Below are 24485 nucleotides of genomic sequence, written 5' to 3'. Positions count from 1 at the left end.
GTCTGCATGCCCGATCCCTCTGCCAGAGCCGACAGCGAGGCGATCGCCGTCGACGGTCTCTACGAGGCCGCCGAGATCCGGGTCGATCGCTGGGGTATTCCGCATCTGAAGGCCGCCAGCGAGGCCGACCTCTTCTTCCTCCAGGGCTTCAATGCCGCCCGCGACCGCCTCTGGCAGATCGATCTGTGGCGCAAGCGCGGGCTCGGCCTGCTCGCCGCCGACTTCGGCCCCGGCTATCTGGCGCAGGACCATGCCGCCCGGCACTTCCTCTATCGCGGGGACATGGTCGCCGAATGGGCGGCCTATTCGGCGGACGCCGAGGCGATCTGCCGGGCCTTCGCCGCGGGGATCAACGCCTATGTCGCGCTGACCGAGCGCGAGCCTGCGCGGCTGTCGCCGGAATTCTCGCTGTTCGGCACGCGCCCCGCGCGCTGGCAGGCGGAGGACGTCGTGCGTATCCGCACCCACGCCCTGACCCGCAATGCCGTCTCCGAGATCGTCCGGGCGAATGTCCTGTCGCGGAGCGACGCGGCGACCGACGCGCTGCGCAGCCGCATCGACCCGCCGGCCAATCTGGCGGCGGTACCGGGCCTCGACCTCGCCGATGTGCCGATGGCAGCGCTGCGCCTGTTCAAGCTCGCCACCGCTCCGGTGACCTTCGAGACCGAACGCCTCGCCGCGACGATGGACGAGGCCTGGCGCTGGACCGAGGTGACCGATCTCGGCGACATCGTCCGCGCGACGACGGAGGAGGGCTCGAACAACTGGGTGGTCCACGGCTCGCGCACCGCGACCGGCCGGCCGATCGTCGCCTCCGATCCGCACCGGGCGCAGGCTGTCCCGTCGCTGCGCTACCTCGTCCACCTGACCGCCCCCGGCTTCGACGCGATCGGGGCGGGCGAGCCCTCGGCGCCCGGCATCTCGATCGGCCATAACGGCACCACCGCCTTCGGCCTGACGATCTTCGGCGCCGACCAGGAGGACGTCTATGTCTACGAGACCAAGGCCGGCGATCCGGACCGTTACCGCTATCGCGACGGGTTCGAGCCGTTCCGCCGCATCCGCGAGAGCTTCGACGTCAAGGGACATGAGCCGCAGGACCTGACGCTCTCCTTCACCCGGCATGGCCCGGTGCTTCACGAGGACCGTGTGAGGCAGCGGGCGGTCGCCGTCCGCTCGGTCTGGCTGGAGCCCGGCGCCTCGGCCTATCTCGGCAGCCTCTCGGCCATGCGGGCCGGGAGCGTCGCCGATTTCGGCGCGGCCCTCACGCATTGGGGGACGCCCTCGGTCAACCATGTCTGCGCCGACACCACCGGCGACGTCGCCTGGTATGCCGCCGGTTTCACGCCGGTCCGGCGCAACTGGAACGGCCTCCTGCCGGTGCCGGGCGACGGCAGCCACGAATGGGACGGGTTCCTGCCGGCGAAGGACCTGCCGCATCTCGTCAATCCGGCCGAGGGTTTCGTCGCGACCGCCAACGAGATGAACCTGCCTGGCGACCGCGCATCGGATGCGCCGGGCATCGGCTATGAATGGGTCGAGCCGAGCCGGGCCGAGCGGATCAAGGCCGTCCTGCGCGAAGACCCCGCGCATTCGCTGGAAGCCGCGGGCCGGCTGCAGAACGATGTCGTCTCGCTGCCGGCGGTCCGGCTGTCCCGGCTGTTGACATCGGACGGGGTGAAGGCCGGAGCCACGGGGGACGCGGCGGCGGCGCTCGACCTCCTTGCCGGCTGGGACGGCGCACTCGCGGCAGGCAGCGCCGAGGCGGCGCTGTTCGAAGTCTGGTGGATGAAGCATCTGCGGCCGGCGCTGCTGGCGAAGATGGCGCCGGATGCCAAGGTCCGGGCGCTGCTCCAGCCGGGGCATGCCGAGAGCCTGCTGGCCCTCTTGGAGGCGCCGGACGCGCGCTTCGGTTCGGAGCCGATTGCGGCCCGCGACCATATGCTCGCAGAGACGCTCGCCGCCGCCTTCGCCGACTGCCGCAGGCGCCTCGGCGAGGATCCGGCAGGCTGGCGCTGGGGCGATCTCCACCAGGCCTATTTCGAGCACGCCGCGACGTCTCTGAGAAAAGAGGGCGAGGCCGGATGGGACGTCGGCCCGCTGCCGCTCGGCGGCAGCCGCTCGACCCCGATGCATGCCGGCTATCGCATGTCCGACTTCCGGGTGATCGCCGGCGCCTCGGTGCGCCTCGTGATGGATGTCGGCGACTGGGACGCGAGCATCTGCGTCAACGCGCCGGGCCAGTCCGGCGACCCCGCTTCGCCCCATTACGGCGATCTCGCCCCGCTCTGGGCGACCGGCGGCTACGTCCCGCTCCTCTACAGCGAGTCGCGCATTGCCGAGGAAACGCAAATGCTGATCCAGCTCGTTCCGGCCGGTCTCGCGGAGCGCGGCGCATGACCGGCGCCTCGCTCTTCGCCGCGACCGATATCGACCTTGGCGCCTTCCTCACCGAGCTGCGGGCCTGGGTGGAGATCGAGACGCCGTCCCGCGAGCCGCAGCGCGTCAATCGCCTCGCCGACCGGGTCGCCGATCGGGCGCGCGCCAACGGACTTTCCGTCCGGCGGACCGCCGGCACGATGGGCTATGGCGACATTCTCTCCGTTACCTTTGATCCCGAGGCCGACGCCGACCGGCTGCTGATCCTCGCCCATCTCGACACGGTCCATCCCGTCGGCACGCTGGAGCGGGATCTGCCCTGGCGCGAGACGGACGGGCGGATCTTCGGTCCCGGCATCTACGACATGAAGTCGGGGGCGCTGATGGCGCTCCACGCGCTGGAACTCGCCGCGAAGCGGGCCGGAGCGGAATTGCCGCCGGTGGAGATCCTCCTCGTTTCCGACGAGGAGGTGGGCAGCAAGAGTTCGCGTCCGCTGATCGAGGCGGCGGCCAAGCGAGCCTCCCATGTCCTCGTCGTCGAGCCGGCGCGCGACGGCGGCCAGATCGTCGTCGCCCGCAAGGGCGTCGCCATGATCGACATCCTCGTCACCGGCCGCGCCTCGCATGCCGGCACGCGGCCGCAGGACGGGCGGAGTGCGATCCGCGAGGCTGCCAGGCTGGTGCTGCAGCTGGAGGCGCTGAACGATCCGGCCCGCGGCGTCACCGTCACCGTCGGCACCATCCAGGGCGGCACCGGGCGCAACGTGGTTCCCGCCGAATGCCGGCTTGCCGTCGACATCCGCCTTCCGGACGCCGAGGCGGCGGCCGAGATCCTCGCCATCGTCGAGGGGCTCGCCCCGAGCGATCCGGACATCGCGATCGAGGTCGCCGGCGGCCTCAACCGGCCGCCCTTCACCCAGAGCGCCGCGGCCCGGCGCCTGTTCGACAAGGCGGCGGCCCTCGGCAGGGATCTCGGCCTCGACCTGAAGGGACAGGTGACGGGCGGGGGCTCGGACGGCAATTTCACCGCGGCGATGGGCGTGCCGACGCTCGACGGTCTCGGCGCCGACGGCGCCGGCGCCCATACGCACTCCGAGCATATCCTGACGGACTCGCTCGCCGCCCGCACGGCGCTCCTCGCCAATCTGATGCTGAGCCGCTTGGCGGACTGAAGGCCGGCTCCCGCCCGACACGCGCCGAGGCGAGGCCACCAGGGCCGGCGCGGCGGCGGTGGCAGGCCCCAACCTCCGCCGCGGCTGTGGCTGGCGGAACCGGCTTCCCGGCGGCTTATCCGGAGGAGCGCGAACCCTGCGATCCCGGAAGCTCCGCAAGAAGCTCCTCGGTGGTCAGCGTGCGGCAATAGCCGGCGAAGGCGGCGAGGGCGTTGCGGTGCCTTGCCTCTGAATGAGTGGCGCAGGCGTCGGAGATGCAGACCGGATAGAAGCCGCGATCGGCGGCGTCCCGCACGGTATGGTCGACGCATTGGTCGGTGAGGAAGCCGGTGATCACCAGCGTGTCGATGCCGATGTTGCGCAGCAGGTATTCGATATTGGTCGAGTTGAAGACGCCGGACGAGGTCTTCGGCAGGACGATATCGTCCTCGCCGGGTGCGACGGCTTCGAACACCTTCGCCTCCCAGGAGCCCTTCGCGATGAAGAAGTTCGACAGCTTGTAGTCCAGGCTGCGGTCGCGCCCGTCGCGGGTGAGGTTCTCCATCACCGTGTACATCACCTCGGCGCCGGCCTCGCGGAAGCCGGCGATCAGGCGCTGCAGGTTCGGGATCACGCTGCTGCGGACCGTGCGGTCGAATTCGGGCAGGCGGGCCGCCACCTCTTCGTTCCAGACGTAGTTCTGGGTGTCGATCAGGAGCAGGCAGGTGCGCTTGGGGTCGAACGGGCGTTTGCGGCTGAGGGCTGCGTCTTCGGGGCGTTGCATGGGCGGCCTCTTCGGCTGGCGGCGGGTCACTTCGGATGGCGGGCAGGCGACCGGTCGCCGATCGCCTGCCTCACGGTCTCGGCCGTCGGCACTCTTTCGGTCTTGGCGAAGTCCTTCAGGAACGGCTCCAGCGCGGCCGGCAGGGGGAAGACCTCGGCAAGGGCGAAGCCGGCAAGCAGGAGCTGGCGCGAGAACCGCTCCTTCACCGAGGCCGCCGCGTGGCGCTCGATCAGGCGCTCGACCAGAGAGAGCGGCAGGACGAGGACGCCGTCCTCGTCGGCGAGCACCCAGTCGTCCGGCAGAACGGCGACGTCGCCGAACCGGACCTGCGTGTTCACCGCGACCGGCACCAGCGTCGCATGAGCGGCCATCGGCGCGACGCCGCGGGCGAAGACCGGGAGCCGCGCCTCCTCCATGCCGGCGAGGTCTCGGACCGCGCCGTCGACGACGGCGCCGGCTGCGCCCCGCTCATGCGCCCGCGTCGCCAGCATGTCGCCGAGGATCGCGCCGCGCATCGAGCCGCCGGCGGCAAGCACCAGCACCTCGCCGGGCTCCAGCGCGTCGATCGCCGAGAAGTTCAGCGGCGGCCCCGCCCGCCCGCGCAGCTCCGGCCGTCCGGGCAGGAAGGCGATCGTCCGCACCGTGCCGGCGAACCGTCCGGAGCCCGCCGTCATCGGCGCGAGGCCGGATACGCTGCGCTCGAAGAGGGCCTCGTCCTTCAGGATATCCGCCGCGAGCGTCGTCGGGATGTCCTTCAGGCGTTTGGCGATTTCGCTGCGATCGGTCATGCGAGGTCTTCCTGGCGGATATCGGAGGATGCGGCTCGGCGGTCGGGAACCGGTTAAGCGACCGGAGGGCGCGCGGCCCTAGACCATGATGTCGCCGCCGTTCGGATGGAACGTCGCGCCGACATAGAAGGCGGCGTCCTCGCAGGCGAGGAGAAGCGCGGTCGGCGCGACCTCGCCCACCGTGCCCTGCCGGCCGATCACCAGCTCAGACTGCTTCTTCGCCGCCCATTCCGGCGGCAGCTTCATGTCGGTGTCGATCGGGCCGGGGCAGATCGCGTTGACGGCGATGCCGTGCCGCGTCACCTCGTAGGCCAGCGAACGGGTCAGCCCGACGACCCCCGCCTTGGCCGCCGCGTAGTGCGTCATGCCCTCGGCGCCCTTGTAGGCGATCTGCGAGGCGATGTTGACGATCCGGCCGTAGCCCTTCGCCCGCATCGCCGGCAGCACCGCGCGGGTGCACAGGAAGACGCTCTTGAGGTCGATCCGGATCATCTCGTCGAAGGTCGCCGTCGCCATGTCCTCCAGCAGCGAAACGGTGACGATGCCGGCATTGTTGACCAGAATGTCCGGCGCGCCGAACTCCTCCGCCACCCTCCGGAACGCCCGATCGACGGATTCCTCGTCGCCGACATCCGCCTCGAGGGCGAGGCTGCGCCGGCCGGTGGCGCGGATCGCCGCGGCCACGCGCTCGGCGCCTTGCCCGTTGCGATCGACGATCACGATTTCTGCGCCCTCGCTCGCATAGAGTTCGGCAATGCCGCGCCCGAGTCCCGTCGCGGCCCCGGTGACCACGGCGATCCGTCGGTCGAGCTTACCCATGGTCCGCGCTCCTCTCGCCGCTTCGTTCAGTAGACCTCGGCATAGCGCCGGCAGATTTCCTCGGGCGTCCATGTCCGGCCGATCTCGAACTCCGCCCTCTTGTTCGCGAGATAGGCGGCGAGCAGCGGCTTCGGCAGGAAGCTCTTCACCGTCTCGTCCGCTTCGAGCGCGGCGAAGGCCTGATCGACGGAGGACGGCAGGCGGACGATGCCGCGGGCCTGCCGCGCCTCTTCGCTCATCGCCTCCGGATCCTCCTCGACCGTCGGCTCCGGCATCGCGCACCCGTCCCTCAGCCCCGCCAGACCGGCGCGGATGATGACGGCGAGGGCGAGGTAGGGATTGGCGGTCGCGTCCGCGGCGCGGTACTCGAAGTTGAACTGCCGCGCCATCGCCTCCTCCGACCCCCCGAAGGTCGGGCAGATCCGGATGCCGGCTTCGCGGTCGCGCACGCCGATGTTCGACCAGATTCCGGTCCAGGCGTGCGGGACGAGGCGGAGATAGGAGACGGGCGAGGGGGCGGTGAAGGCGAGCAGCGCCGGCATGTGGCTGACGATGCCGGCGAGGAAATTTCCGGCCTTCTCGCCGACGCCATGCGCGCGGGAGGCATCGTGGCTGACCGGATTGCCGGCCTCGTCCCACAGGCTGAAATGAATGTGGACGCCGCTGCCGAGACCCTCCGGGGACAGGCGTGGCGAGAAGCTGACGGAGGAGCCGAGCCGCCACGCCGTCGCCCGCGCCATCTCGCGGAGCACGACTGCGCCGTCGCAGGCGGCGAGCGCGGGCGCCGGCGGCACCGTCACCTCGAACTGTCCCGCAGCGAATTCCGGCAGGTAGCTGTCGGCGAGATGGCCCGCCGCCGCCAGGGCGGCGAGAAACGTCTCGCCGAACGCGCCATGGCGGCGGACGGCGTCGAGCGCGTAATTGTCGGCCGTGCGAGAATTTGCGCCCGCATAGACGAATTCGTGCTCGAACGTGGCGCGCAGTTCCAGGCCGGTTTCGTCGCGGAGCGCCTTCACGGCGTCCTTCAGGAGCGTGCGCGGACAGCAGTCCCAGGGCGTCCCGTCGGTGTTCTCGACGTCGCAGAGGAAGAAGCGCTCGGCCGGCGTGCCGTCGTCGAAGTCGACCTCGACCCGCGTCTCCGGATCCGGCATCAGCGTCAGGTCGCCGAACGAACTCCAGACGGAGTCGGCGATCGTCCCGAGCGCGGTGAACATGAGGTTGGTCGGGGTCCAGCCGATGCCGCTCTTCAGCCGCTTCTCCAGGAGCCGCGTCGGAAATCCCTTGCCGCGGACCGCCCCGGAAAGGTCCGTGTAGCAGAGCATCGTCATCGGTTCACGCAGCATGGCGGCCTCGCTTCGGCTGGCTTTGCACGGGATCGAATCGGCGCGGCGGCATCGTCAGTCTCCGAGATTGTAGGTTTTGCGCAAAGTTTCGAGGGCGGCGATCCGGTCCTTCGCCGTCTCGCCGAGCTTTTCCACCACGCCGGCAACCAGCATCTCGACGATGGCGAGGCCGCTGACGCCGCTGTCGAAGGCGCTGGGTATGCCGACGGGGCAGGCGATCGCATAGTCGGCGAAGGCGGCGATCGGCGAGTACCAGACGTCGGTGACGAGGACGACGGACGCGCCCTGCGCCGACGCTCCCCGTGCGAATTCGAGGACGTCGTTTTGATAGCGGCGGAAGTCGAACACGACGAGGACGTCGCCGGCCCTAACGTCGAGGAGGTAGTCGGCCCAGGCGGCGCTCGAATCGCGGATGATGCGGGCTCCGGGCCTCAGCTCGCGCAGGTAGTGGTGGAAATAGGAGGCGAGCATCCAGCTGAACCGGCCGCCGAGGAAGAAGGCGTTGCGGCCGGGATCGCAGAGCTGATCCACGATGGCGGCAAGATCCTCCGGCGAGGTGTTGCGCGCGGCTCCCTCGATGTTGCGGCGCAGGGCCTCCGAGACCTGGCGGGTGAGGTCGGCCTCGTCGTCCCGCCGCAGCGAGGAGTAGCGCGACAGCGGCCCCTGCAGGCGGGTGTGGATCTCGCTGCGCAGCGCCTCCTGGAAGGCGGCGTAGCTCGCAAAGCCCAGCCGGCCGACGAAGCGCAGGATGGTCGGCCCGCTGGTGCCGGCGCGCCGCGCGAGCTTTGCGACCGTCTCCAGGCCGGCGACCGGGTAATCCCCGAGCAGCGCATGGGCGACGCGGCCCTCGGCCTCGGTGAAGTCGGGCAGGGCCTGCCGCACCCGCTCCTGGATCGACGGCACATCCGCCGGATCGACAGGTGGAGCGGAAGCGTCCTTGCTCACGCGGCGACCACGCCCGAGCGCTCGAGCGCCCGCGGAAAGACCGAGGCGCACAGCTCCGCCCATTCGCGCTGACCGGCCTCGTCGCCGATTAGGTCCTGCCGGATCTCGATCTCGACATAGGGAAGGCCGTTCGCTTCCGCGTGCAGCGGTATCGTGTAGTCGGATTCCTCGTCGACGCTGTAGGGCTGGTTGCGGCCGACGCAGAGGTCGGTCTCCTTGGTCAGGATCTCGATCAGCGCGTCGCCGATCCGCCAGTCCCGGTTGGCGAGGACGCCGATATGCCAGGGCCGGGGGCCTGTCTCGCCGCCGAACAGCGGCGTGCAGCTGTGCATCGCGAACAGCGCCGTCGGCTGCGCGCGTGCCTGCCGGTCGGCGAGCACCCGCTCGATCTCGCGATGATAGGGCTCGAGGATCTCGCGGCGGCGCGCCTCCACCGCGGCGGGCTCGATGCCTTCGTTGCCGGGAACCGTGGTGCCGTCGCTGACCGCGAGGACCGACTGGGCATTGCCGGGCCGGCGGTTGCAGTCGATCACCAGGCGCGAATAGGGCTGGAAGACGTAGGTCGCGTCGAGCGTCTTCGCGAGCCGCGTCGTCACGCCGTAGATGCCGATGTCGTAGGCGACGTGGCGGGCGAGCGCCACCTCGTCGAGGCCGAGCCGCCCGAGCGCCTTCGGAATGGCGCGGCCGGCGTGGTCTGATGCGAAGAGAATGGGGAATCGGCCGTCCCCGTTCTCGGTCCCGAATGGAGCGGGGTCCCCATCCTGCAGAAGTCTGTCGATGACGCTCAAGCTTGCCTCCCGCCGCGAGAAGCGGCGGCCCCGGCGACTGGCGCAGGGGCCGCCCGTCGCGGCTTCTCAGCCCTTCGGGGTAACGGTGGTCTCGAACGTCACGTCGCCGCCGACGACATGCATGATCGCTACCGGCTTCGTCGGCACGTGGCTGTCCGCCGGATAGGAGATGGTGCCGGTGACCGCCTGGTATCCGTCGGTCGCGGCGAGCGCCTTGCTCACTTCGGCCGGATCGGCCGAGCCCGCCCGCTTGATCGCGTCGGCAACGAGGCCCATCGCGTCGTAGCCGAGCGCGGCGAAGGCGTTCTCCGGCTCACGGCCGTATTCCTTCTCGTAGGCCTGGCGGAACTCGTTCGCCGGGCCGCTGTCGAGGCCGACATAGGCGTGCGTCGTGAAGTAGATGTTCTCGGCGAGCTTCGGACCGGGAACGCTGGTGACGAGGTCGGTGTCGAAGCCGTCTCCGGCCATGATCGGCATGTCGAGGCCGGCTTCCCGGATCTGCTTGACGATGATGCCGGCCGTGTCGGGCCCGGAGGAAGCAAAGACGCCGTCGACGCCGTCGGTCGACTTCAGCCGCGCGACCTGCGCCGAGAAGTCCTGGTCGGTCGTCATGTAGGCGTCTTCGAGCACGATCTTGCCGCCGAGCTCGGTGAAGCGCTCCTTGAAGTATTTCGACAGGCCGGTGGTGTAGTCCATGGCGTTGTCGGTCCACACGGCGACATTCTTGATCCCGAGCTTGTTGTAGGCGTATTCGGCCATGGCATGCGCCTGGACGTCGTCGCCGAAGGGAACGAGGAACATCTGATCGCCAACCATCGTCGGCAGGTCGGGCGAGGTCGCGCCGGAGGTGACGAAGGGAATGCCGGCCGACTGGAACAGCGGCGCGGCGGCCAGCGCGAACGTCGTGTCGCTCTGGCCGATGCCGGCGACGAGGTTGTCGATCGACACGGCGCGCTTGGCGGCGGTCGCCGTCTCGCCGGTGTCGTTCTTGGTGTCGATCGCCGTGACGTCGATCATGCGGCCGTCGAGCAGGCCGCCCGCGTCGTTGATTATCTTCGCCTTCAGCTTCACGCCGTTCAGCGAGGGCACGTCCAGCGAAGCAAGGCCACCGCTCGACACGTTGTAGAGCACGGCGATGTTGATCGCCTCCTGCGCGAAGGCGGGAAGGGCCGTTGTCGCCGTCATCGCGGCGACGGCGACCGCCGCCGACAGTCTCGATTTCCAGTTCGGCATGGGACTTCTCCTCTCTAGCCGGTCGACCCGGCGGGGGTTTTGGACCGGGCGAAGGGACGCCTGATCCACGCGAAGAAATCTGGCTCGACCGTGCCGAACAGGCCGGACGGCCGATAGATGAGGACGAGGATGACGCCTACGGCGACGATGATCTGGCTGGCGCCGAAAAGGTCCGCCGCTTCCTCGATCGGGCGCAGCATCTCGGTGAGGATCGTCAGGCCGGCCGCGACCAGCGCGACGCCCGTGATCGACCCGGATCCGCCGATGACGATCATCACCACGAGCTGGAAGGCGAGGAGGAAGGAGAAGGAGCTGGGGCTGATCAGCGTCACCAGATGCGCCCACAGCCCGCCCGCCACGCCTGCGAAGAAGGCGCCGAGGGCGAAGGCCAGGATGCGGGTGCGGGCGACCTTGACGCCGAGGCAGGCGGCGGCGAGCTCGTTCTCGCGGATCGCCAGCATGGTGCGGCCGAGCGAGGAGTGCTTCAGCTGCCAGCAGACGTAGATCGTCACCAGCATGAAGCCGAACACCCACCAGAGCGTCGTGTGGGCCGGCAGTCCGCTGAGACCGAGCGCGCCGCGGGTGATGCCGCGAAGGTTCACCGCGAAGCTCTGTACGATGAAGATCAGGCCGAGCGTCGCGACGGCGAGGTAGTGCCCCCGCAGCCTCAAGACGGGGAAGCCGACCACCACCGCGACGACCGTCGCCGCCAGGCCGCCCATGAGCAATGCCGGCAGGAAGGGCCATTCCTGCGAGACGAGGAAGGCCGGCAGGTCCGGCAGCATCAGGCCCTTGCGGGCCGAGGGCATCACCAGGATCGCGGTGACGTAGCCGCCGACGGTCATGAAGGCCGGATGGCCGAGCGAGAACAGGCCGACGAAGCCGTTGGTGATGTTGAGGCTCACCGCGAGGATGACGTTGAGGCCTGCGAACTGGATGATCGACAGGATGTAGGGGTCGAAATTGGCTCGTGCGGTCCAGACCAGCAGGCCCCCTATGGCTGCCGCGGCGGCAAAGCGCGGCAGGAAGGTGTCGCGCCCGCTCATGCCCGCGTCTCCGTGCTGCGGCCGAGCAGACCGTTCGGCATGACCAGGAGGACGAGGATCAGCGTGCCGAAGACGAAGGCATTGCGATAGCCGGAGAACTCCGGCGGCAGCAGCCCCACGAACAGCACTTCGGACAGGCCGAGAACGTAGCCGCCGAGCATCGCGCCGGTGATCGAGCCGACGCCGCCGATGACCGCCGCGACGAACGCCTTGAGACCCGGCAGGAGACCCATCAGCGGGCTGATCTGACCGTATTTGCTGCCCCACATCAGACCGGCCGTCGCCGCAAGCGCGCTGCCGATCGCGAACGCCATGCTGATCATCCGGTCGATGTTGATGCCCATGAGCCTTGCGACGTCGTAGTTCTCCGCCGTCGCCCGCATCGCGACGCCCACCCTGGTGAAGCGCACGAAGCAGACGAGCGCGATCATCAGGACGATTGCGAAGACGACGATGACGGCGTCGATGACCCGGAAACTCAGGTCGCCGAAGGTGATGAGCTGGCCGAGATAGGCCGGAACGGTGAAGGTGCGCGGCTGCGCCGTGATCGTGAGGACGGCGAGGTTCTCGAGGATGATCGCGACGGCGAGCGAGGCGATGAAGCCGGTGACCTGGGGCGCCCCGCGCATCGGGCGGAAGGCGGCGCGCTCGATGATCACGCCAGCCAGCGCGCCGGCGGCCAGGACGATCGCGACGGCGAGCGGGAAAGGCGCGTGAACGAGGGCGAGGCTGGCGAGGGTCGCGAAGGCGCCGATCGTGAAAATGTCGCCATGGGCGAAGTTGATCAGCCTGACGATGCCGTAGATCATCGAGAAGCCGATGGCGATCAGCGCATACATCGAGCCGAGGATCAGGCCGTTGACGAGCTGGGCGAGGATGTAGGAACCGGTCATCACGCCGCCCCGAGATAGGCGCGCCGGACCTCGGCATCCTGCGCAAGGTCCCTGCCGGTTCCCGACAGGACGAGGGAGCCGGCCTCCAGCACATAGGCGCGGTCGGCCAGTTCGAGGGCCATGGCGGCGTTCTGCTCGACGAGGAGGACGGTCACGCCTTCGCTCCGGATTCTCTCAAGGATTTCGAAGATCTGCTCGACGAGCTGCGGCGCGAGCCCGAGCGAAGGCTCGTCGAGGAGCAGGAGCTTCGGGCGGCTCATCAGCGCGCGGCCGATCACCAGCATCATCTGCTCGCCGCCCGACAGCCGGTCGCCGGGCACCGACCCGCGCTCCTTCAGGATCGGGAACATCGCCTGGATGTCCTTTACGTCCTTGTCGATCGCCGCCTTGTCGCGGCGCAGATAGGCACCGATCCTGAGGTTCTCCGTCACCGTCAGGTTCGCGAAGACCTGGCGCCCCTCGGGACAGTGCGAGATGCCGGCCGCGACGATGGCGTCCGCCTTCATTCTCGACAGGTCCAGAGGTTCGCCGTCCACCTCCGGCGTGAACAGGATCCGGCCGCCCTGCGGTCGCAGCAGGCCGGAGATGGTGGCAAGCGTGGTGGTCTTGCCGGCGCCGTTCGCTCCGATCAGCGCGACGATCTCGCCGGCCTTCACCTCAAGGCCGATGCCGCGAAGCGCATGGGTGCCGCCGCGGCGCACGTTGAGGTCCTCAAGCCGCAGCATCGGCGCTCTTCCTGCGTCGGCCGAGATAGGCCTCGATGACCTTCGGATTCCTCTGGGTCTCTTCCGGCGTCCCCTCTGCGAGGAGGCGGCCCTGGTTGAAGACGATGATGCGCTGGCACAGGCCCATGACCATCTTCATGTCGTGCTCGACCAGAAGCGTCGTGATCGCGAGCTCGTGGTGGAGCCGCCGGATCGTCTCGCCGAGATCGGCCGTCTCCTGCGGGTTCATGCCGGCGGTCGGTTCGTCGAGGAGCAGGAGGCTCGGTTCGCTCGCGAGCGCCCGCGCGAACTCGACCTTGCGCTGGTCGCCATAGGGCAGATTGCCGACGACGTCGTTGGTGCGCTTCTCGAGGCCGAGGATCTCCAGCGTCGCCAGCGCCCGCTCGCGGATGGCGCGCTCCGACCGTCGCGCCGAGGGCAGGCGGAAGATCGTCGGCACGAATCCCGGGCCGTGGCGCATGTGGACGCCGACCATCACATTGTCGAGGACGGGCAGTTCGCGGAACAGGCGGATGTTCTGGAAGGTCCGCGCCATGCCCAGGGCGGCGTTGCGCTCCGGCGGATTGCCGCCGACGGGCTCGCCCCGGAAGCGGATCGTGCCGGCCGTCGGCTTCAGGACGCCGGTCAGCAGGTTGAAGGCGGTCGTCTTGCCGGAGCCGTTGGGCCCGATCAAGCCGGCGAGCTCGCCCTCAGCCAGCGAGAAGGTGACCCCGTCGAGGGCCTTCACGCCACCGAAATCCTTGCGGAGATCGTCGACCTTCAGGAGGGCTTCGGTTGCCGATGCCATCGATCCGCTGCCTGCCTCGCGCTGCTCATGACGGGCTTTCCCCGTGGCATCTTTCATTTGTTAGAAGGCTAGCATGCGCATTTCATTTGTTACAAGGCCCGAAATGCCCTAAAAATAAGCTTGCGCAGGCAATGGACAGTCCTGCGCGAGGGGATTCGATCAGAGGTGGCAATGACGTCCTACAGTCGGGAAATTCCGGTAGTGCCGAAGCAGACGGCGCTCTTGTTCATCGACGTCCAGAACTACACCGCGCACCGCGAGGGCGGCGAGTTCAAGAGCCCCGGCGGGCCGGACGAGGCGGAGCGCGCCTACTATCTGGGTCGCATGGAGACGATGGCGCTTCCGAACATGCAGCGGATCCAGAAGGCCTGCCGGCAGGCCGGCATCGAGGTGCTCTACACGCTGATCGAGAACCAGACGGAAGACGGCCGCGACCGCAGCCTCGACTACAAGATCTCCGGCATCGACGTCGCGAAGGGTTCCTGGGACGCCAAGGTGCCGGACGTGCTGGCGCCGGGTGCGGACGAGATGGTCATCCCGAAGACCTCGTCGAGCGTCTTCATCTCGACCAATATCGACTACGTCCTGCGCAACCTGGAGATAAAGCAGCTGATCCTCTGCGGCGTCGTCACCGACCAGTGCGTGGAATCGGCCGTCCGCGATGCCTGCGATCTCGGCTATCTCGTGACGCTCGTGCCTGACGCCTGCGCGACCTTCACGCAGGAGCGCCAGCAGGCTTCGGTGCGGGCGATCGCCGGCTATTGCCGCCAGCGCAGCACCGAGGAACTCCTCGCCGAACTGTCGGCGTCGTGATGTCGGCCGGGCGGCGGGAACTCGGGCGGGTCCTCGTGACAGGAGCCGCCGGCTTCGTCGGCGCGGCCCTCGTCCGCAGGCTGGATGCGCTCGGCGTCGCCGTCGTCGCCTCGGATCTGGCGGGCCCGGCCCCGGACGGCAAGCCTCTCGCACCGTGCGACCTGACGAAGGCGGCAGATGTCGAGGCGCTGATCGGACAGGCTGCGCCTGGCACGATCCTGCATTGTGGGGCCGTCTCGGGGCCGATGGTCATGGCGGACCGGCCGCTGGATATCTGGCGCATCAACGCGCTCGGTACGGCGAATATCCTGGAGGCGGCGAGGCGCCATGGGGTCTCGCGCGTGATCGCGTGCTCGACGAGCGAGGTCTATGGCAGCCGAAGCCGCGGGATCGTCGACGAGGAGGTGTCGCCGGCCCCCGACAATGTCTACGGCGCGAGCAAGGCCGCCGCCGAGCTGGCGGTGCTCGCCTATCGCCGCGAACAGGGGCTGGGTGCAGTCTCCGTTCGCCTGTCCTGGGTCTACGGCCCCGGCCGCCGCACGCCGACCGACCTCGAGAACCTGTTACGCTCGGGCATCGAGGGGCGCCGGGTGAGCCTCAAGGGGCATCCGGACGACATCACCCACTACCTCTTCGTGGACGACGCGGTCGAAGGTCTCGTCCGTGTCGCCATGGCCGAAGTCCTGCGGCACGAGATCTACAACGTCACGGCCGGCGAGGGGATCCCGCTCGGCCATGTGATCGAGACGGCGCGCTCGCTGCTGCCCGGCCTTGAGGTCGAGCTTCTGGGCGACGGTCCGGCGAGGGAGGGTCCCTCGGGATTCGACGGCGCAAGAGCCGCCGCCGATATCGCTTACAGGCCGCTGGTCGACCTTCAGACCGGACTGTGCCGCTACGCCGATTTCCTCAGGCAGAGCGCGCTTTCGCCTGCGCCCGGCTCGGACGCTCGTTAGAGGCAGAGGCCTTTCAGGCCTTTACCTCGGATCGACAGCGGGTCTCGGCGCCCGGCCTGTCACGCCGCGCGGATGGCGGATGCGGTCTCCGCCGTCTGCCGGCCGGGCCATGACTGCATGAACTGCTCGACCACCGCCTTCAGCTGGTCCGGCTTGGCGCCGCTGGTGGACTGGATGGTCAGACCGTTGGCGATGGTGGCCACGAAGCGTCCGAGGCCTTGGATATCGGTATCGCGCGGCAGGTCGCCCGCGGCCTTCCAGTGCTCGAGGCGGTCGCAGAGCCATTTCAGATTGGACATGCGCCGCGACAGGAGATCCTGCTTCACGGATTTGCCCTCCGGGCTGCAGACGAGAGCGCCCTGGACCATGAGGCATCCGCAAGGAGCGCCCTCGGGCTGCTCGGCCCCGGTGAACAGCATCAGGAAGCGCTCGATCGCCTGCCGCGAGGAGGGGGCGTCGAAGATCGCGTCGACGAGAGCCCATCGCTGCTCGGCGTAGCGGTCCACGGCCTTCTTGAACAGCTCCTCCTTGTTGCCGAAAGCGGCGTAGAGGCTCGGCTTGGTGATCCCCATCGCCGAGACGAGGTCGGCGAGCGACGTGCCCTCGTAGCCCTGTCGCCAGAACAGGTCGATCGCCTTGTCCAGCGCCTCGTCGACGTCGAACTCCCTGGGCCGGCCCTTGGCCATGTCACGCCCTCCGCAGCGTCTCGTTCTTCTCTATCTCAAGGCATCATATAGGAAATTGCGCGCCCGTTCGAAAGCGAATGGGGATGGGCCGGTGGCCGGCCCATCCCTGGGACCCCGAGTCAGTGCGTGCCTGCCTCGGCGTGTCCGAGCGGCGCGGCGTCCGCGTCCTCGATCCGCTGCAGCGGCCGGCCGCCGGACAAGGCCCGTACCAGGACGTAGAAGACCGGCGTGAGGAAGATGCCGAAGGCGGTGACGCCGAGCATGCCGGCGAAGACCGCGACGCCCATGGCCGCGCGCATCTCCGCGCCCGGCCCCGTCGACAGGACCAGCGGCACGACGCCCATGATGAAGGCGACGGAGGTCATCAGGATCGGGCGCAGGCGCAGCCGGCTCGCCTCGACGGCGGCCTCGCGGGTCGCCATGCCCGAGAGTTCCAGGTCGCGCGCGAATTCGACGATCAGGATGGCGTTCTTGGCCGACAGGCCGACCAGCACGATGAAGCCGATCTGGGTGAAGATGTTGTTGTCGCCATGGTCGAGCCAGACGCCGACCAGCGCTGCCAGGATGCCGGTCGGCACGATCATGATGATCGCGAAGGGCAGGGTGAGGCTCTCGTACTGGGCGGCCAGCACGAGGAAGACGAGGAGGACCGCCAGCGGAAAGACGATCAGGCCGGAATTGCCGGCGATGATCTGCTGATAGGTGAGATCGGTCCATTCGAAGTCGATCCCGTTGGGCAGGGTCTCGGCCGCCACCCGCTCCACCGCCGCCTGCGCCTCGCCGGAGGAAAAGCCGGGCGCCGCGCCGCCATTGATGTCGGCTGAGAGAAACCCGTTGTAGCGGATCGCCCGCTCCGGCCCGGCCGTCGCCGTGACGGTCATCAGCGCCGAGAGCGGCACCATCGCGCCGTTCGACGAGCGGACCTTCAGCCGGCCGATGTCGTCCGGCTGGCTGCGGTCGGTGGCCTCGGCCTGCACCCGCACCGAGTAGGTGCGGCCGAACTTGTTGAAGTCGTTGATGTAGAGCGAGCCCAGATAGATCTGCAGCGTGTCGAAGACGTCCGTCACCGAAACCCCGAGCTGGTGCGCCTTGGTGCGGTCGAGATCGGCGAAGAGCTGCGGCACCGAAATCCGGTAGCTGGAGAACATCCCGGCGAGTTCCGGCGCCTGCCGCGCCTTCGCCAGGAAGGCGTTCGTCGCCTTGTCGAGTGCCTCGTAGCCGAGGCCGGCGCGGTCCTCGAGCTGCAGCTTGAAGCCGCCGATCGTGCCGAGGCCCTGGACGGGCGGCGGCGGGAACATGGCGATTATCGCCTCGCGAATCCCCGCATATTGCTGGTTGAGGGCGCCGGCGATGGCGCCGCCGGAGAGGCCCTCGCGCTCCTCGAACGGCTTCTCGGTCACGAAGACGACGCCGGCATTGGAGCTGTTGGTGAAGCCGTTGATCGACAGGCCGGGGAAGGACACCGTGTTCTGCGCGCCGGGCTGCCCGAGCGCGATCGCGTCCATCTTCTCGACGACGCGTGTGGTGCGGTCGAGGCTGGCGCCGTCCGGCAACTGCGCAAAGCCGACGAGATAGCCCTTGTCCTGCGCCGGCACGAAGCCGCCGGGCACCTGGTTGAACATGAAGACGGTGCCGGCGACGAGGAGGAGATAGACGCCCATGACGAGCGTCTTGCGGGAGAACAGCTTGCCGACACCCTTTCCATAGGTCCTGGAGCCGAAGCCGAAGGCGCGGTTGAAGCCGCGGAAGAACCAGCCGAAGAGGAAGTCCATCGTCCGCGTCAGGAAATCCTTCTTGGCGCCGTGGCCCTTGAGGAGCAGCGCCGCCAGCGCCGGCGACAGCGTCAGGGAATTGACCGCCGAGATCACCGTCGAGATCGCGATGGTCACGGCGAACTGGCGGTAGAACTGGCCGGTCAGGCCGGAGATGAAGGCGAGCGGGACGAAGACGGCGACCAGCACCAGCGCGATCGCGACGATCGGGCCGGAGACCTCGCGCATCGCCTTGTAGGTCGCCTGGCGCGGCGCGAGGCCCTCCTCGATATTGCGTTCGACATTCTCGACGACGACGATCGCGTCGTCGACCACGATGCCGATCGCCAGCACCAGGCCGAAGAGGCTGAGCGCATTGATCGAGAAGCCGAGGACGTAGAGCGCGCCGAACGTGCCGACGATCGACACCGGCACCGCGATCAGCGGAATGATCGAGGCGCGCCAGGTCTGCAGGAAGACGATGACGACGATGACGACGAGCACCACGGCCTCGAGCAGGGTATGAACCACGGCCTTGATCGAGGCGCGCACGAACTGCGTCGTGTCGTAGACGATCTCGTAATGGACACCCTGCGGCATGCGGGACTGCAGCTCCTCCATCGTCGCGTGGATCTGATCGGAGACCGCGATGGCGTTCGAGCCCGGCGACTGGAAGATCGGCAGAGCAACGGCCGGCTTCCCGCCGAGCAGCGAGCGCAGGGAATAGCCCGACGCGCCGAGTTCGATCCGGGCGATGTCGCGCAGATGGACGACGGCGCCGTTCGGCGCGGTCTTGACGATGATGTCGCCGAAGGCCTCCGGCGTGTTCAGCCGTCCCTCCGCATTGACCGAGAGCTGAAGCGCGATGTCGCCGTCGGTCGGCGGCGCGCCGATCTGGCCAGCGGCGGCCTGAACGTTCTGCTCGCGGATCGCCGCCACGACGTCGCTCGCCGACAGGCCTTCCTCGGCCACCTTCTGCGGATCAAGCCAGATCCGCATCGAATAGTCGCCGGAGCCGAACACCTGGACGTCGCCGACGCCGGGTATCTGGGCCAGACGGTCCTTGACGTTGATGACGGCGTAGTTGCGCAGATATTTGAGGTCGTAGCGCCCGTCCGGCGAGACGAGGTGGACGACCATCATCAGGTCGGGCGAGCTCTTCTTGGTGGTGATGCCGAGCGAGCGAACCTCTTCCGGCAGGCGCGGTTCGGCCTGGCTCACGCGGTTCTGGACGAGCTGCTGCGCCTTGTCGGGATCGGTGCCGAGCGCGAAGGTGACGGTGAGCGTCAGCGCGCCGTCGGCCGTCGCCTGGCTGGACATGTAGAGCATGCCCTCGACGCCGTTGATCTCCTCCTCGATCGGCGTCGCCACGGTCTCGGCGATGACCTTGGGATTGGCGCCGGGATACTGGGCGCGAACCACGATCGAGGGCGGCACGACCTCGGGATATTCCGAGATCGGCAGCGCGCGCATGCCGAGCAGGCCGCAGATCAGGATGAGGACGGACAGGACCCCAGCGAAGACCGGGCGATCGATGAAGAACTTCGAGATGTTCATGGGACGTCGCTCCGAGCGTTCGGCCGTGCCGGGCGCTTGATACGCAGTTATTGCGCCACCCCCGGCGCTGCTCTGGCACGCCGAAGGGAGGAGGGGTTGCGGCTGTGGATTCTCTACGGTGACGACGGCCCGGCCTGGAGGTTGGCCGGGCCGTCCGCCCCGTCGCGCGTCAGTTGGCGGCGGCCAGCGCGACGGGTTCGGGGGAGACGAGAGTGCCGGGCGCCAGCGACTGGATCCCGACGAGGACGATCTGCTCGCCGGGCTTCAGCCCGTCGGAGACGACGCGCAGACCGTCGACGGAGGCGCCGAGCTCGACCTTGCGGTATTCCACCTTCCGGTCGTCGCCGACGACGAGGACGTATTTGCGATCCTGGTCCGTCCCGACAGCCGTCTCGCTGATCATCAGCGCATCCTGCGGCTTGGGCTGACCCAGCCTGACATGGACGAACTCACCGGGAACGAAGGCGCCCTTGGGATTGTCGATCGCGGCGCGGACCCGCAGGGTGCCGCTGTCGGGGTTCACCTCGTTGCCGATCAGCTGGACATGGCCGCGGACGGGATCCTTCGCCGCCGCGCCGCCGAACCGTTCGACCTCGACCGGCAGTTTCTCCACCGCCGGCAGCCCGTCCGAGCCTTCCGGAAGGCTGGCGAGGATGTCGGCGATGTCGCTCGCCGCGACATCGAAGCTCGCATAGACCGGATCGACAGAGACCAGCGTCGCAAGCACCGGCGAGGCGAGGCTGGCGGCCACGAGATTGCCCTCGGTCACCTGGATCTGGCCGATCCGGCCGTCGATCGGCGCCCGGACTTCGGTGTAGCCGAGGTCGAGTTCGGCGGTCTTCAGCGTCGCCCTGGCGGCGTCGGCGTTGGCCACGGCCTGGTCGTAGGCGCTCGATCGCTGGTCGAGCGTGCTCTGCGACACGGTCCGCGAGGTGACGAGCGACTTCGCGCGATCGACCTCGAGCGCGGCGAGACGGACCTGCGCCTCGGCCGCCTCGACATCCGCGCGCGCCCGGGCGACGGCGGCTTCGAACGGGGCGGGGTCTATGGTGGCGAGCAAATCGCCCTTCTTGACGAGCGCGCCCTCGCGGAAGTGGAAGGCTTCGATCGCGCCGGCGACCCGGGGCCGGATTTCCACCCGGTCGACGGCTTCGAGCCGCCCCGAAAACTCCTTCCACAGGGTCACGGATTGCGGCTTCACAGTGGCGACCGAAACCGGGACCGCTGCGGGCGCGGAAGCCTTGGCGGACGCCTCGTTCGCGATGGCAGGTTCCGGATCGTTCAGCGCCACGCTGGTCGCACCGGCGGCGATCGCGAGAGACAGGGTGGAGCTCCACAGGAGCCGACGAATGCTGGTCTTCTTCATCTTCGACACTCGCAGATTGGAGAGGAAGGCGTTGCGGCGGCCGCTCTGCGACAGCCGCTGGAGGCGGGCGGAGCGATGGCCGGGCCGCATTGGTGGGCGGGCAGACGGTCCCTCGCGCCGGCGTAATCGGGGCCGGTCGGTCGGCGCGGCTGCCAACCAGCCGCGGCCTTTGTCAGCCGCCGCGGTTATCGCCGCCGGTTCTCAGATGCCCGGTGGCGGGAGGGTGCTGTTCCGGCGGCATCCGGCGCCGCGCCGGGCGGCGATGGAGCGGCCTGTCCAAGGCGCCGGGCCAGTGACGGCGGTGATGATATCGGTATCGTTCATTGCCGTGCTCCCGCCTGTGGTCGCCATGACCTTGAGGGCGATACGATTTCGGTCGGAATATCTGTACCGAGCGGTAGCAATCAGGTAGGATGATGCTGCGGTGCGGTCAAGGGATTAAACTACCGATCGGTATAAAAATAATCCAGCGCCGAATGTTTCCTTGATCGCCTGGGTCAGGAGAAGGGTCTGGCGGCCCCATTCGACGATCGCTCCAAAGGAGCCTGGCGCAAGCTGCGACCGCTGCGACCGACTCAGTCTGCACTCGAAGGCCGCCGTCATGGCGCTGAATGCGATCCGGTCGTTGGCGCAGAGGAGGGCGCGGGTCGGCAGCCCGGCCGTCGATCAGCCGCCGCGTCTCGGCGAAGCCGATCGCCTCGAAGTCCCAGCCCAGCCCGTCGTTCAGGATCGGCTTAAATCCGACGTGCTGCCATACTTCCCCCGATTGATCGTCCAGGGCGCCGTCATCCTCCTTGCCGACTGCACGGACGTGCGCAAAAAGGCAGGTCCGGGTCTGAGGGAGAGTTTCATGAAAAAGATCGTCACCGCCGGGGAGATCCTGGTCGAGATCATGGCGACGCAGGTCGGCCAGACCTTTCTGACGCCTGGCCCCCTCATCGGCCCGTTCCCTTCGGGCGCGCCGGCGATCTTCATCGACCAGGCGGGCCGCCTCGGCCAGCCAGCCGGCATCATCTCCAGTGTCGGCGCCGACGATTTCGGCGTCCTCAACATCCGGCGGCTCGAGGCAAGCGGCGTCGACGTCTCGGCGATCGCCGTCCACGAAGGCGCCGCCACCGGCAGCGCCTTCGTACGCTACAATCGCGACGGTGGCCGCAACTTCGTCTTCAACATCCGCGATAGCGCCTGCGGGCTCATCGAGCTCGACGCGGCGGCGCGCAGCCTGCTCGCCTCGGCCGACCATTTCCACGTCATGGGATCCTCGCTGTTCTCCGAGCGGGTGATCGCGGTGGTCAAGGCCGGTATCGACGCCGTGAAGGCCCGTGGCGGCACCGTCTCCTTCGACCCCAATATCCGCAGGGAAATCCTCAGCGCCCCCGGCATGCGCGAGGCGCTCAACTTCGTGCTGGAGCGCGCCGATGTCTTCCTGCCGAGCGGCGACGAACTCTTCCTGTTCACAAAGGCGCGTAGTGAGGCCGAGGCCGCAGCGGAGATACTCGCCCGCGGGGTCCGGGCGGCCGTGGTCAAGAAGGGCGCGGCGGGCGCCGTCTGCTACGACGCCTCCGGCGCGGTGCATTCCCCGGCCTTCGCGGTCGAGGAAGTCGACCCGACCGGCGCCGGCGACTGCTTCGGCGCAGCCTTCGTCAGCTTCTGGCTTCGCGGCGATGAGACCGAGCGGGCGCTCCGCCTCGCCAATGCCTGCGGCGCGCTGGCCGTGACGAAGAAGGGGCCGATGGCCGGCACCGCGAGCCTCGCCGAAGCCGAAGCCTTCCTGGAAAGCCGGACATGAGCAGCGCCACCGACCTCGGCCGGCTCTACGAAAGGGTCGCCGCCGGTGCCGTGCAGCCGACGGCGCGGCGGCTCCTGATTGCCAGCGTCGAATCGGTCCTCGACGACTACGCCTTCGCCACCGACACCCGCTAGGCGGCCGTTTTCGATATTTGCAGCCGTTCGGTATCGATGGACGCTCTGTCGCCCGGATGGAGAAGGCGCCGACGCACAGGCTGATGCCTGAACGCGGCGGGCGCAATCCGGCGGCCCAGCAGGCGCGCGAGGAAGGACCGGCAACGGCCGGCGGCGCGCAGCAGAGGCTGCGGCCTGCCGCGAGCGGCCTTTGCGATGCCTTGAAATGGGCCATTCGTCTCGGCAGAAGCGGCTTTGCTCGAAGCACGGGGACTATTCGCCATGAGCGAGAATATCGTTGCGGCTCCTTCGTCGATCTGCGAGGGAGCCGGTCCGCGCTCGGTGCCGAGCGAGATCCTCGACTGGCTCACGCGGGGAACCGCGCAGGAGCGGTTCATCGACGTCATCTTTCAGGATCTGTGCGACCGGCTCGCCGCCGCCGGCCTGCCCCTGGCCCGGGCGACGCTGCATTTCCGCATCGAGCACCCGCTCTGGTTCGGGGCGCGGATCGTCTGGCGGAAGGGCGTTTCCGAGGCGGAAATCCGGACATTCGAGCACGGGACTCTGGAGACGATCGGCTATGGCGGCAGCCCGATCGCCCTGGTCCATGGCGGCCAGGACGAGGTGCGCTGGAGACTTGCCGGGGACGATGTCGACGCGGCCGCAATTCCCATGTTCGCGCAGCTGCGCGACGAGGGCCTGACCGACTACGTCGCCTGGCCGCTCGTCCACAGCCTGGGCCGCCGGCACGTCGTCAGCTTCGCGTCCGCCAATCCCGCCGGCTTTTCCGAAGAGCACCTCGCCTGCCTCTCCAGCCTGCCGCCGATCCTTTCCCTCGTCACCGAGATCCGCCTGAAGAACCGCTTGGCGCGCACTCTTCTCGAGACCTATGTCGGCCATCATGCCAGCGAGGAGATCCTCGCCGGGGCGATCACCCGCGGCAGCGGCAAGACGGTGCGCGCGGCCATCCTGCTCTGCGACCTGCGCGATTTCACGCACATATCCGACCTGTGGCCGCGCGACGACATCATCGAAATGCTCAACAGCTATTTCGACGCGCTCTGCGAGCCGATCGAGCGCAATGGCGGAGAAATCCTGAAGTTCATCGGCGACGGCCTGCTGGCGATCTTCCCGATGGATCGCCCCGAACCGTGTCGCGATCTCCTGCGCTCGGTCGCCGAGGCGCGGCAGGCGATGGATCGCCTGAACGAGCAGCGACGGCGCCAGGGCCGGGACGCGCTGCGCTACGGCGTCGGCATCCATCTCGGCGACGTCATGTACGGCAATATCGGTTCGCAGAGGCGGCTCGACTTCACGGTGATCGGTCCGGCGGTCAATGCGGCCGCCCGTCTGGAGGATCTGACCAAGGTGGTGAACCGGCCGGTTCTCGTATCCCGAGCCTTCGCCGAAGAAGCCGGCTGCGGCGCGGATCTCGAAAGTGTCGGGACCTTCCCCCTTCGCGGCGTCGAGGAAGCGATGGAGGTCTTCGCCCTCGTCCAAAAGGGGTGATCCGCGCAGGCGAGACGGGACAGCCCCGAAGGGGAGATTTCAGCGGTGACATTGGCGGAGAGGAGCGCAGGTGCCCTTCCGGTCCACCGACGAGACCCGCAGAACCGACCGCCTCATCGATCCGGACATTCGAAGAGCGTCCCCCCGACGAAGTGGCATGAGCGGCAGCAGGCGCCGCCGCATCACGCTGTGGCATTCGCCGGCGACGATACCGTAGCCTTCGGACAGACGGCGGACATGGCCGTGTCACGAGTCACGGCCAGAGGT

21 protein-coding genes are annotated in these 24485 nt (G+C 68.5%); 7 read left to right on the top strand and 14 right to left on the bottom strand.

What is annotated here, in order from left to right; translation table 11 throughout:
* The first annotated feature begins 6 nt into the window (after nt 1–6).
* Both LH400_RS18705 and LH400_RS18700 read left to right on the top strand, forming a co-directional pair.
* Nucleotides 7–2400, top strand: coding sequence for a penicillin acylase family protein (locus LH400_RS18705; RefSeq protein ID WP_229154669.1), 2394 nt, complete (start codon nt 7–9; stop codon nt 2398–2400).
* The gene (locus LH400_RS18700) at nt 2397–3551 is read left to right on the top strand and encodes a M20 family metallopeptidase (protein ID WP_229154667.1); all 1155 of its coding nucleotides are present in this window, start codon (nt 2397–2399) and stop codon (nt 3549–3551) included. The genes LH400_RS18705 and LH400_RS18700 overlap by 4 nt, the downstream gene beginning before the upstream one ends.
* A gap of 115 nt (nt 3552–3666) precedes the next feature.
* Here LH400_RS18700 and LH400_RS18695 read toward each other — a convergent pair whose 3' ends face one another.
* The 11 genes from LH400_RS18695 to LH400_RS18645 all read right to left on the bottom strand — a co-directional run bounded on the left by LH400_RS18695 (nt 3667) and on the right by LH400_RS18645 (nt 13681).
* Nucleotides 3667–4314, bottom strand: a complete 648-nt coding sequence (locus tag LH400_RS18695; protein WP_229154665.1) for a cysteine hydrolase family protein — start codon at nt 4312–4314, stop codon at nt 3667–3669.
* A 26-nt stretch (nt 4315–4340) separates the two neighbouring features.
* Entirely contained in the window at nt 4341–5102 is a 762-nt protein-coding gene (locus LH400_RS18690) for an RraA family protein (RefSeq protein ID WP_229154663.1), read from the bottom strand.
* A 78-nt stretch (nt 5103–5180) separates the two neighbouring features.
* Nucleotides 5181–5921 (bottom strand): SDR family NAD(P)-dependent oxidoreductase, encoded by a 741-nt coding sequence (locus LH400_RS18685; RefSeq protein WP_229154661.1) that lies wholly within the window; start codon nt 5919–5921, stop codon nt 5181–5183.
* Between the two features lie 26 nt (nt 5922–5947).
* Entirely contained in the window at nt 5948–7264 is a 1317-nt protein-coding gene (locus LH400_RS18680) for a type I glutamate--ammonia ligase (RefSeq protein WP_229154659.1), read from the bottom strand.
* Between the two features lie 54 nt (nt 7265–7318).
* Nucleotides 7319–8209 carry a MurR/RpiR family transcriptional regulator gene (locus LH400_RS18675; RefSeq protein ID WP_229154657.1) on the bottom strand — a complete coding sequence of 297 codons (891 nt, stop codon included), beginning with the start codon at nt 8207–8209 and terminating at the stop codon, nt 7319–7321.
* Nucleotides 8206–8997 (bottom strand): N-formylglutamate amidohydrolase, encoded by a 792-nt coding sequence (locus tag LH400_RS18670; protein WP_229154655.1) that lies wholly within the window; start codon nt 8995–8997, stop codon nt 8206–8208. The genes LH400_RS18675 and LH400_RS18670 overlap by 4 nt, the downstream gene beginning before the upstream one ends.
* 66 nt (nt 8998–9063) lie before the next feature.
* Nucleotides 9064–10230, bottom strand: a complete 1167-nt coding sequence (locus LH400_RS18665) for an ABC transporter substrate-binding protein (protein WP_229154653.1) — start codon at nt 10228–10230, stop codon at nt 9064–9066.
* Between the two features lie 14 nt (nt 10231–10244).
* Nucleotides 10245–11276 (bottom strand): branched-chain amino acid ABC transporter permease, encoded by a 1032-nt coding sequence (locus LH400_RS18660; RefSeq protein ID WP_229154651.1) that lies wholly within the window; start codon nt 11274–11276, stop codon nt 10245–10247.
* Nucleotides 11273–12169: a branched-chain amino acid ABC transporter permease gene (locus LH400_RS18655; RefSeq protein ID WP_229154650.1), complete on the bottom strand. Its 897-nt coding sequence runs from the start codon at nt 12167–12169 to the stop codon at nt 11273–11275. The genes LH400_RS18660 and LH400_RS18655 overlap by 4 nt, the downstream gene beginning before the upstream one ends.
* Complete coding sequence (locus LH400_RS18650) at nt 12169–12894, bottom strand: ABC transporter ATP-binding protein (RefSeq protein WP_229154649.1); 726 nt, start codon at nt 12892–12894, stop codon at nt 12169–12171. The genes LH400_RS18655 and LH400_RS18650 overlap by 1 nt, the downstream gene beginning before the upstream one ends.
* Entirely contained in the window at nt 12881–13681 is an 801-nt protein-coding gene (locus LH400_RS18645) for an ABC transporter ATP-binding protein (protein ID WP_229154648.1), read from the bottom strand. Before LH400_RS18645 ends, LH400_RS18650 begins: the two co-directional genes overlap by 14 nt.
* Nucleotides 13682–13852: 171 nt before the next feature.
* On the opposite strand from LH400_RS18645, the gene LH400_RS18640 reads away from it, so the two are divergent.
* Nucleotides 13853–14494 carry a cysteine hydrolase family protein gene (locus LH400_RS18640; RefSeq protein WP_229154647.1) on the top strand — a complete coding sequence of 214 codons (642 nt, stop codon included), beginning with the start codon at nt 13853–13855 and terminating at the stop codon, nt 14492–14494.
* Nucleotides 14495–14529: 35 nt separating this feature from the next.
* Entirely contained in the window at nt 14530–15447 is a 918-nt protein-coding gene (locus tag LH400_RS18635; protein WP_229154646.1) for an NAD-dependent epimerase/dehydratase family protein, read from the top strand.
* Nucleotides 15448–15506: 59 nt separating this feature from the next.
* Here the strand turns inward: LH400_RS18635 and LH400_RS18630 are convergent, their stop codons facing one another.
* The 3 genes from LH400_RS18630 to LH400_RS18620 all read right to left on the bottom strand — a co-directional run bounded on the left by LH400_RS18630 (nt 15507) and on the right by LH400_RS18620 (nt 20807).
* On the bottom strand, nt 15507–16133 hold the full coding sequence (locus tag LH400_RS18630) for a TetR/AcrR family transcriptional regulator (protein ID WP_229154645.1): 627 nt from the start codon (nt 16131–16133) through the stop codon (nt 15507–15509).
* A gap of 119 nt (nt 16134–16252) precedes the next feature.
* Nucleotides 16253–19441, bottom strand: coding sequence for an efflux RND transporter permease subunit (locus LH400_RS18625; RefSeq protein WP_229154644.1), 3189 nt, complete (start codon nt 19439–19441; stop codon nt 16253–16255).
* Between the two features lie 169 nt (nt 19442–19610).
* A complete protein-coding gene (locus LH400_RS18620; RefSeq protein ID WP_229154642.1) occupies nt 19611–20807 on the bottom strand; it encodes an efflux RND transporter periplasmic adaptor subunit in 1197 nt (398 codons plus the stop codon).
* 850 nt (nt 20808–21657) lie between these two features.
* Between LH400_RS18620 and LH400_RS18615 the strand changes: the two genes are divergently transcribed.
* The 3 genes from LH400_RS18615 to LH400_RS18605 all read left to right on the top strand — a co-directional run bounded on the left by LH400_RS18615 (nt 21658) and on the right by LH400_RS18605 (nt 24218).
* Nucleotides 21658–22596 (top strand): sugar kinase, encoded by a 939-nt coding sequence (locus tag LH400_RS18615; RefSeq protein WP_229154640.1) that lies wholly within the window; start codon nt 21658–21660, stop codon nt 22594–22596.
* Entirely contained in the window at nt 22593–22730 is a 138-nt protein-coding gene (locus LH400_RS18610; protein WP_229154638.1) for a hypothetical protein, read from the top strand. Before LH400_RS18615 ends, LH400_RS18610 begins: the two co-directional genes overlap by 4 nt.
* A gap of 261 nt (nt 22731–22991) precedes the next feature.
* On the top strand, nt 22992–24218 hold the full coding sequence (locus LH400_RS18605) for an adenylate/guanylate cyclase domain-containing protein (protein WP_229154636.1): 1227 nt from the start codon (nt 22992–22994) through the stop codon (nt 24216–24218).
* The last annotated feature ends 267 nt before the right edge of the window (nt 24219–24485 follow it).

It is taken from the genome of Jiella soli, from assembly GCF_020615385.1.
Taxonomy (GTDB): domain Bacteria; phylum Pseudomonadota; class Alphaproteobacteria; order Rhizobiales; family Rhizobiaceae; genus VKMB-3413.
Note: the sequence above shows the minus strand (reverse complement) of the source record. Positions and strands in the feature narration are given on the sequence as shown.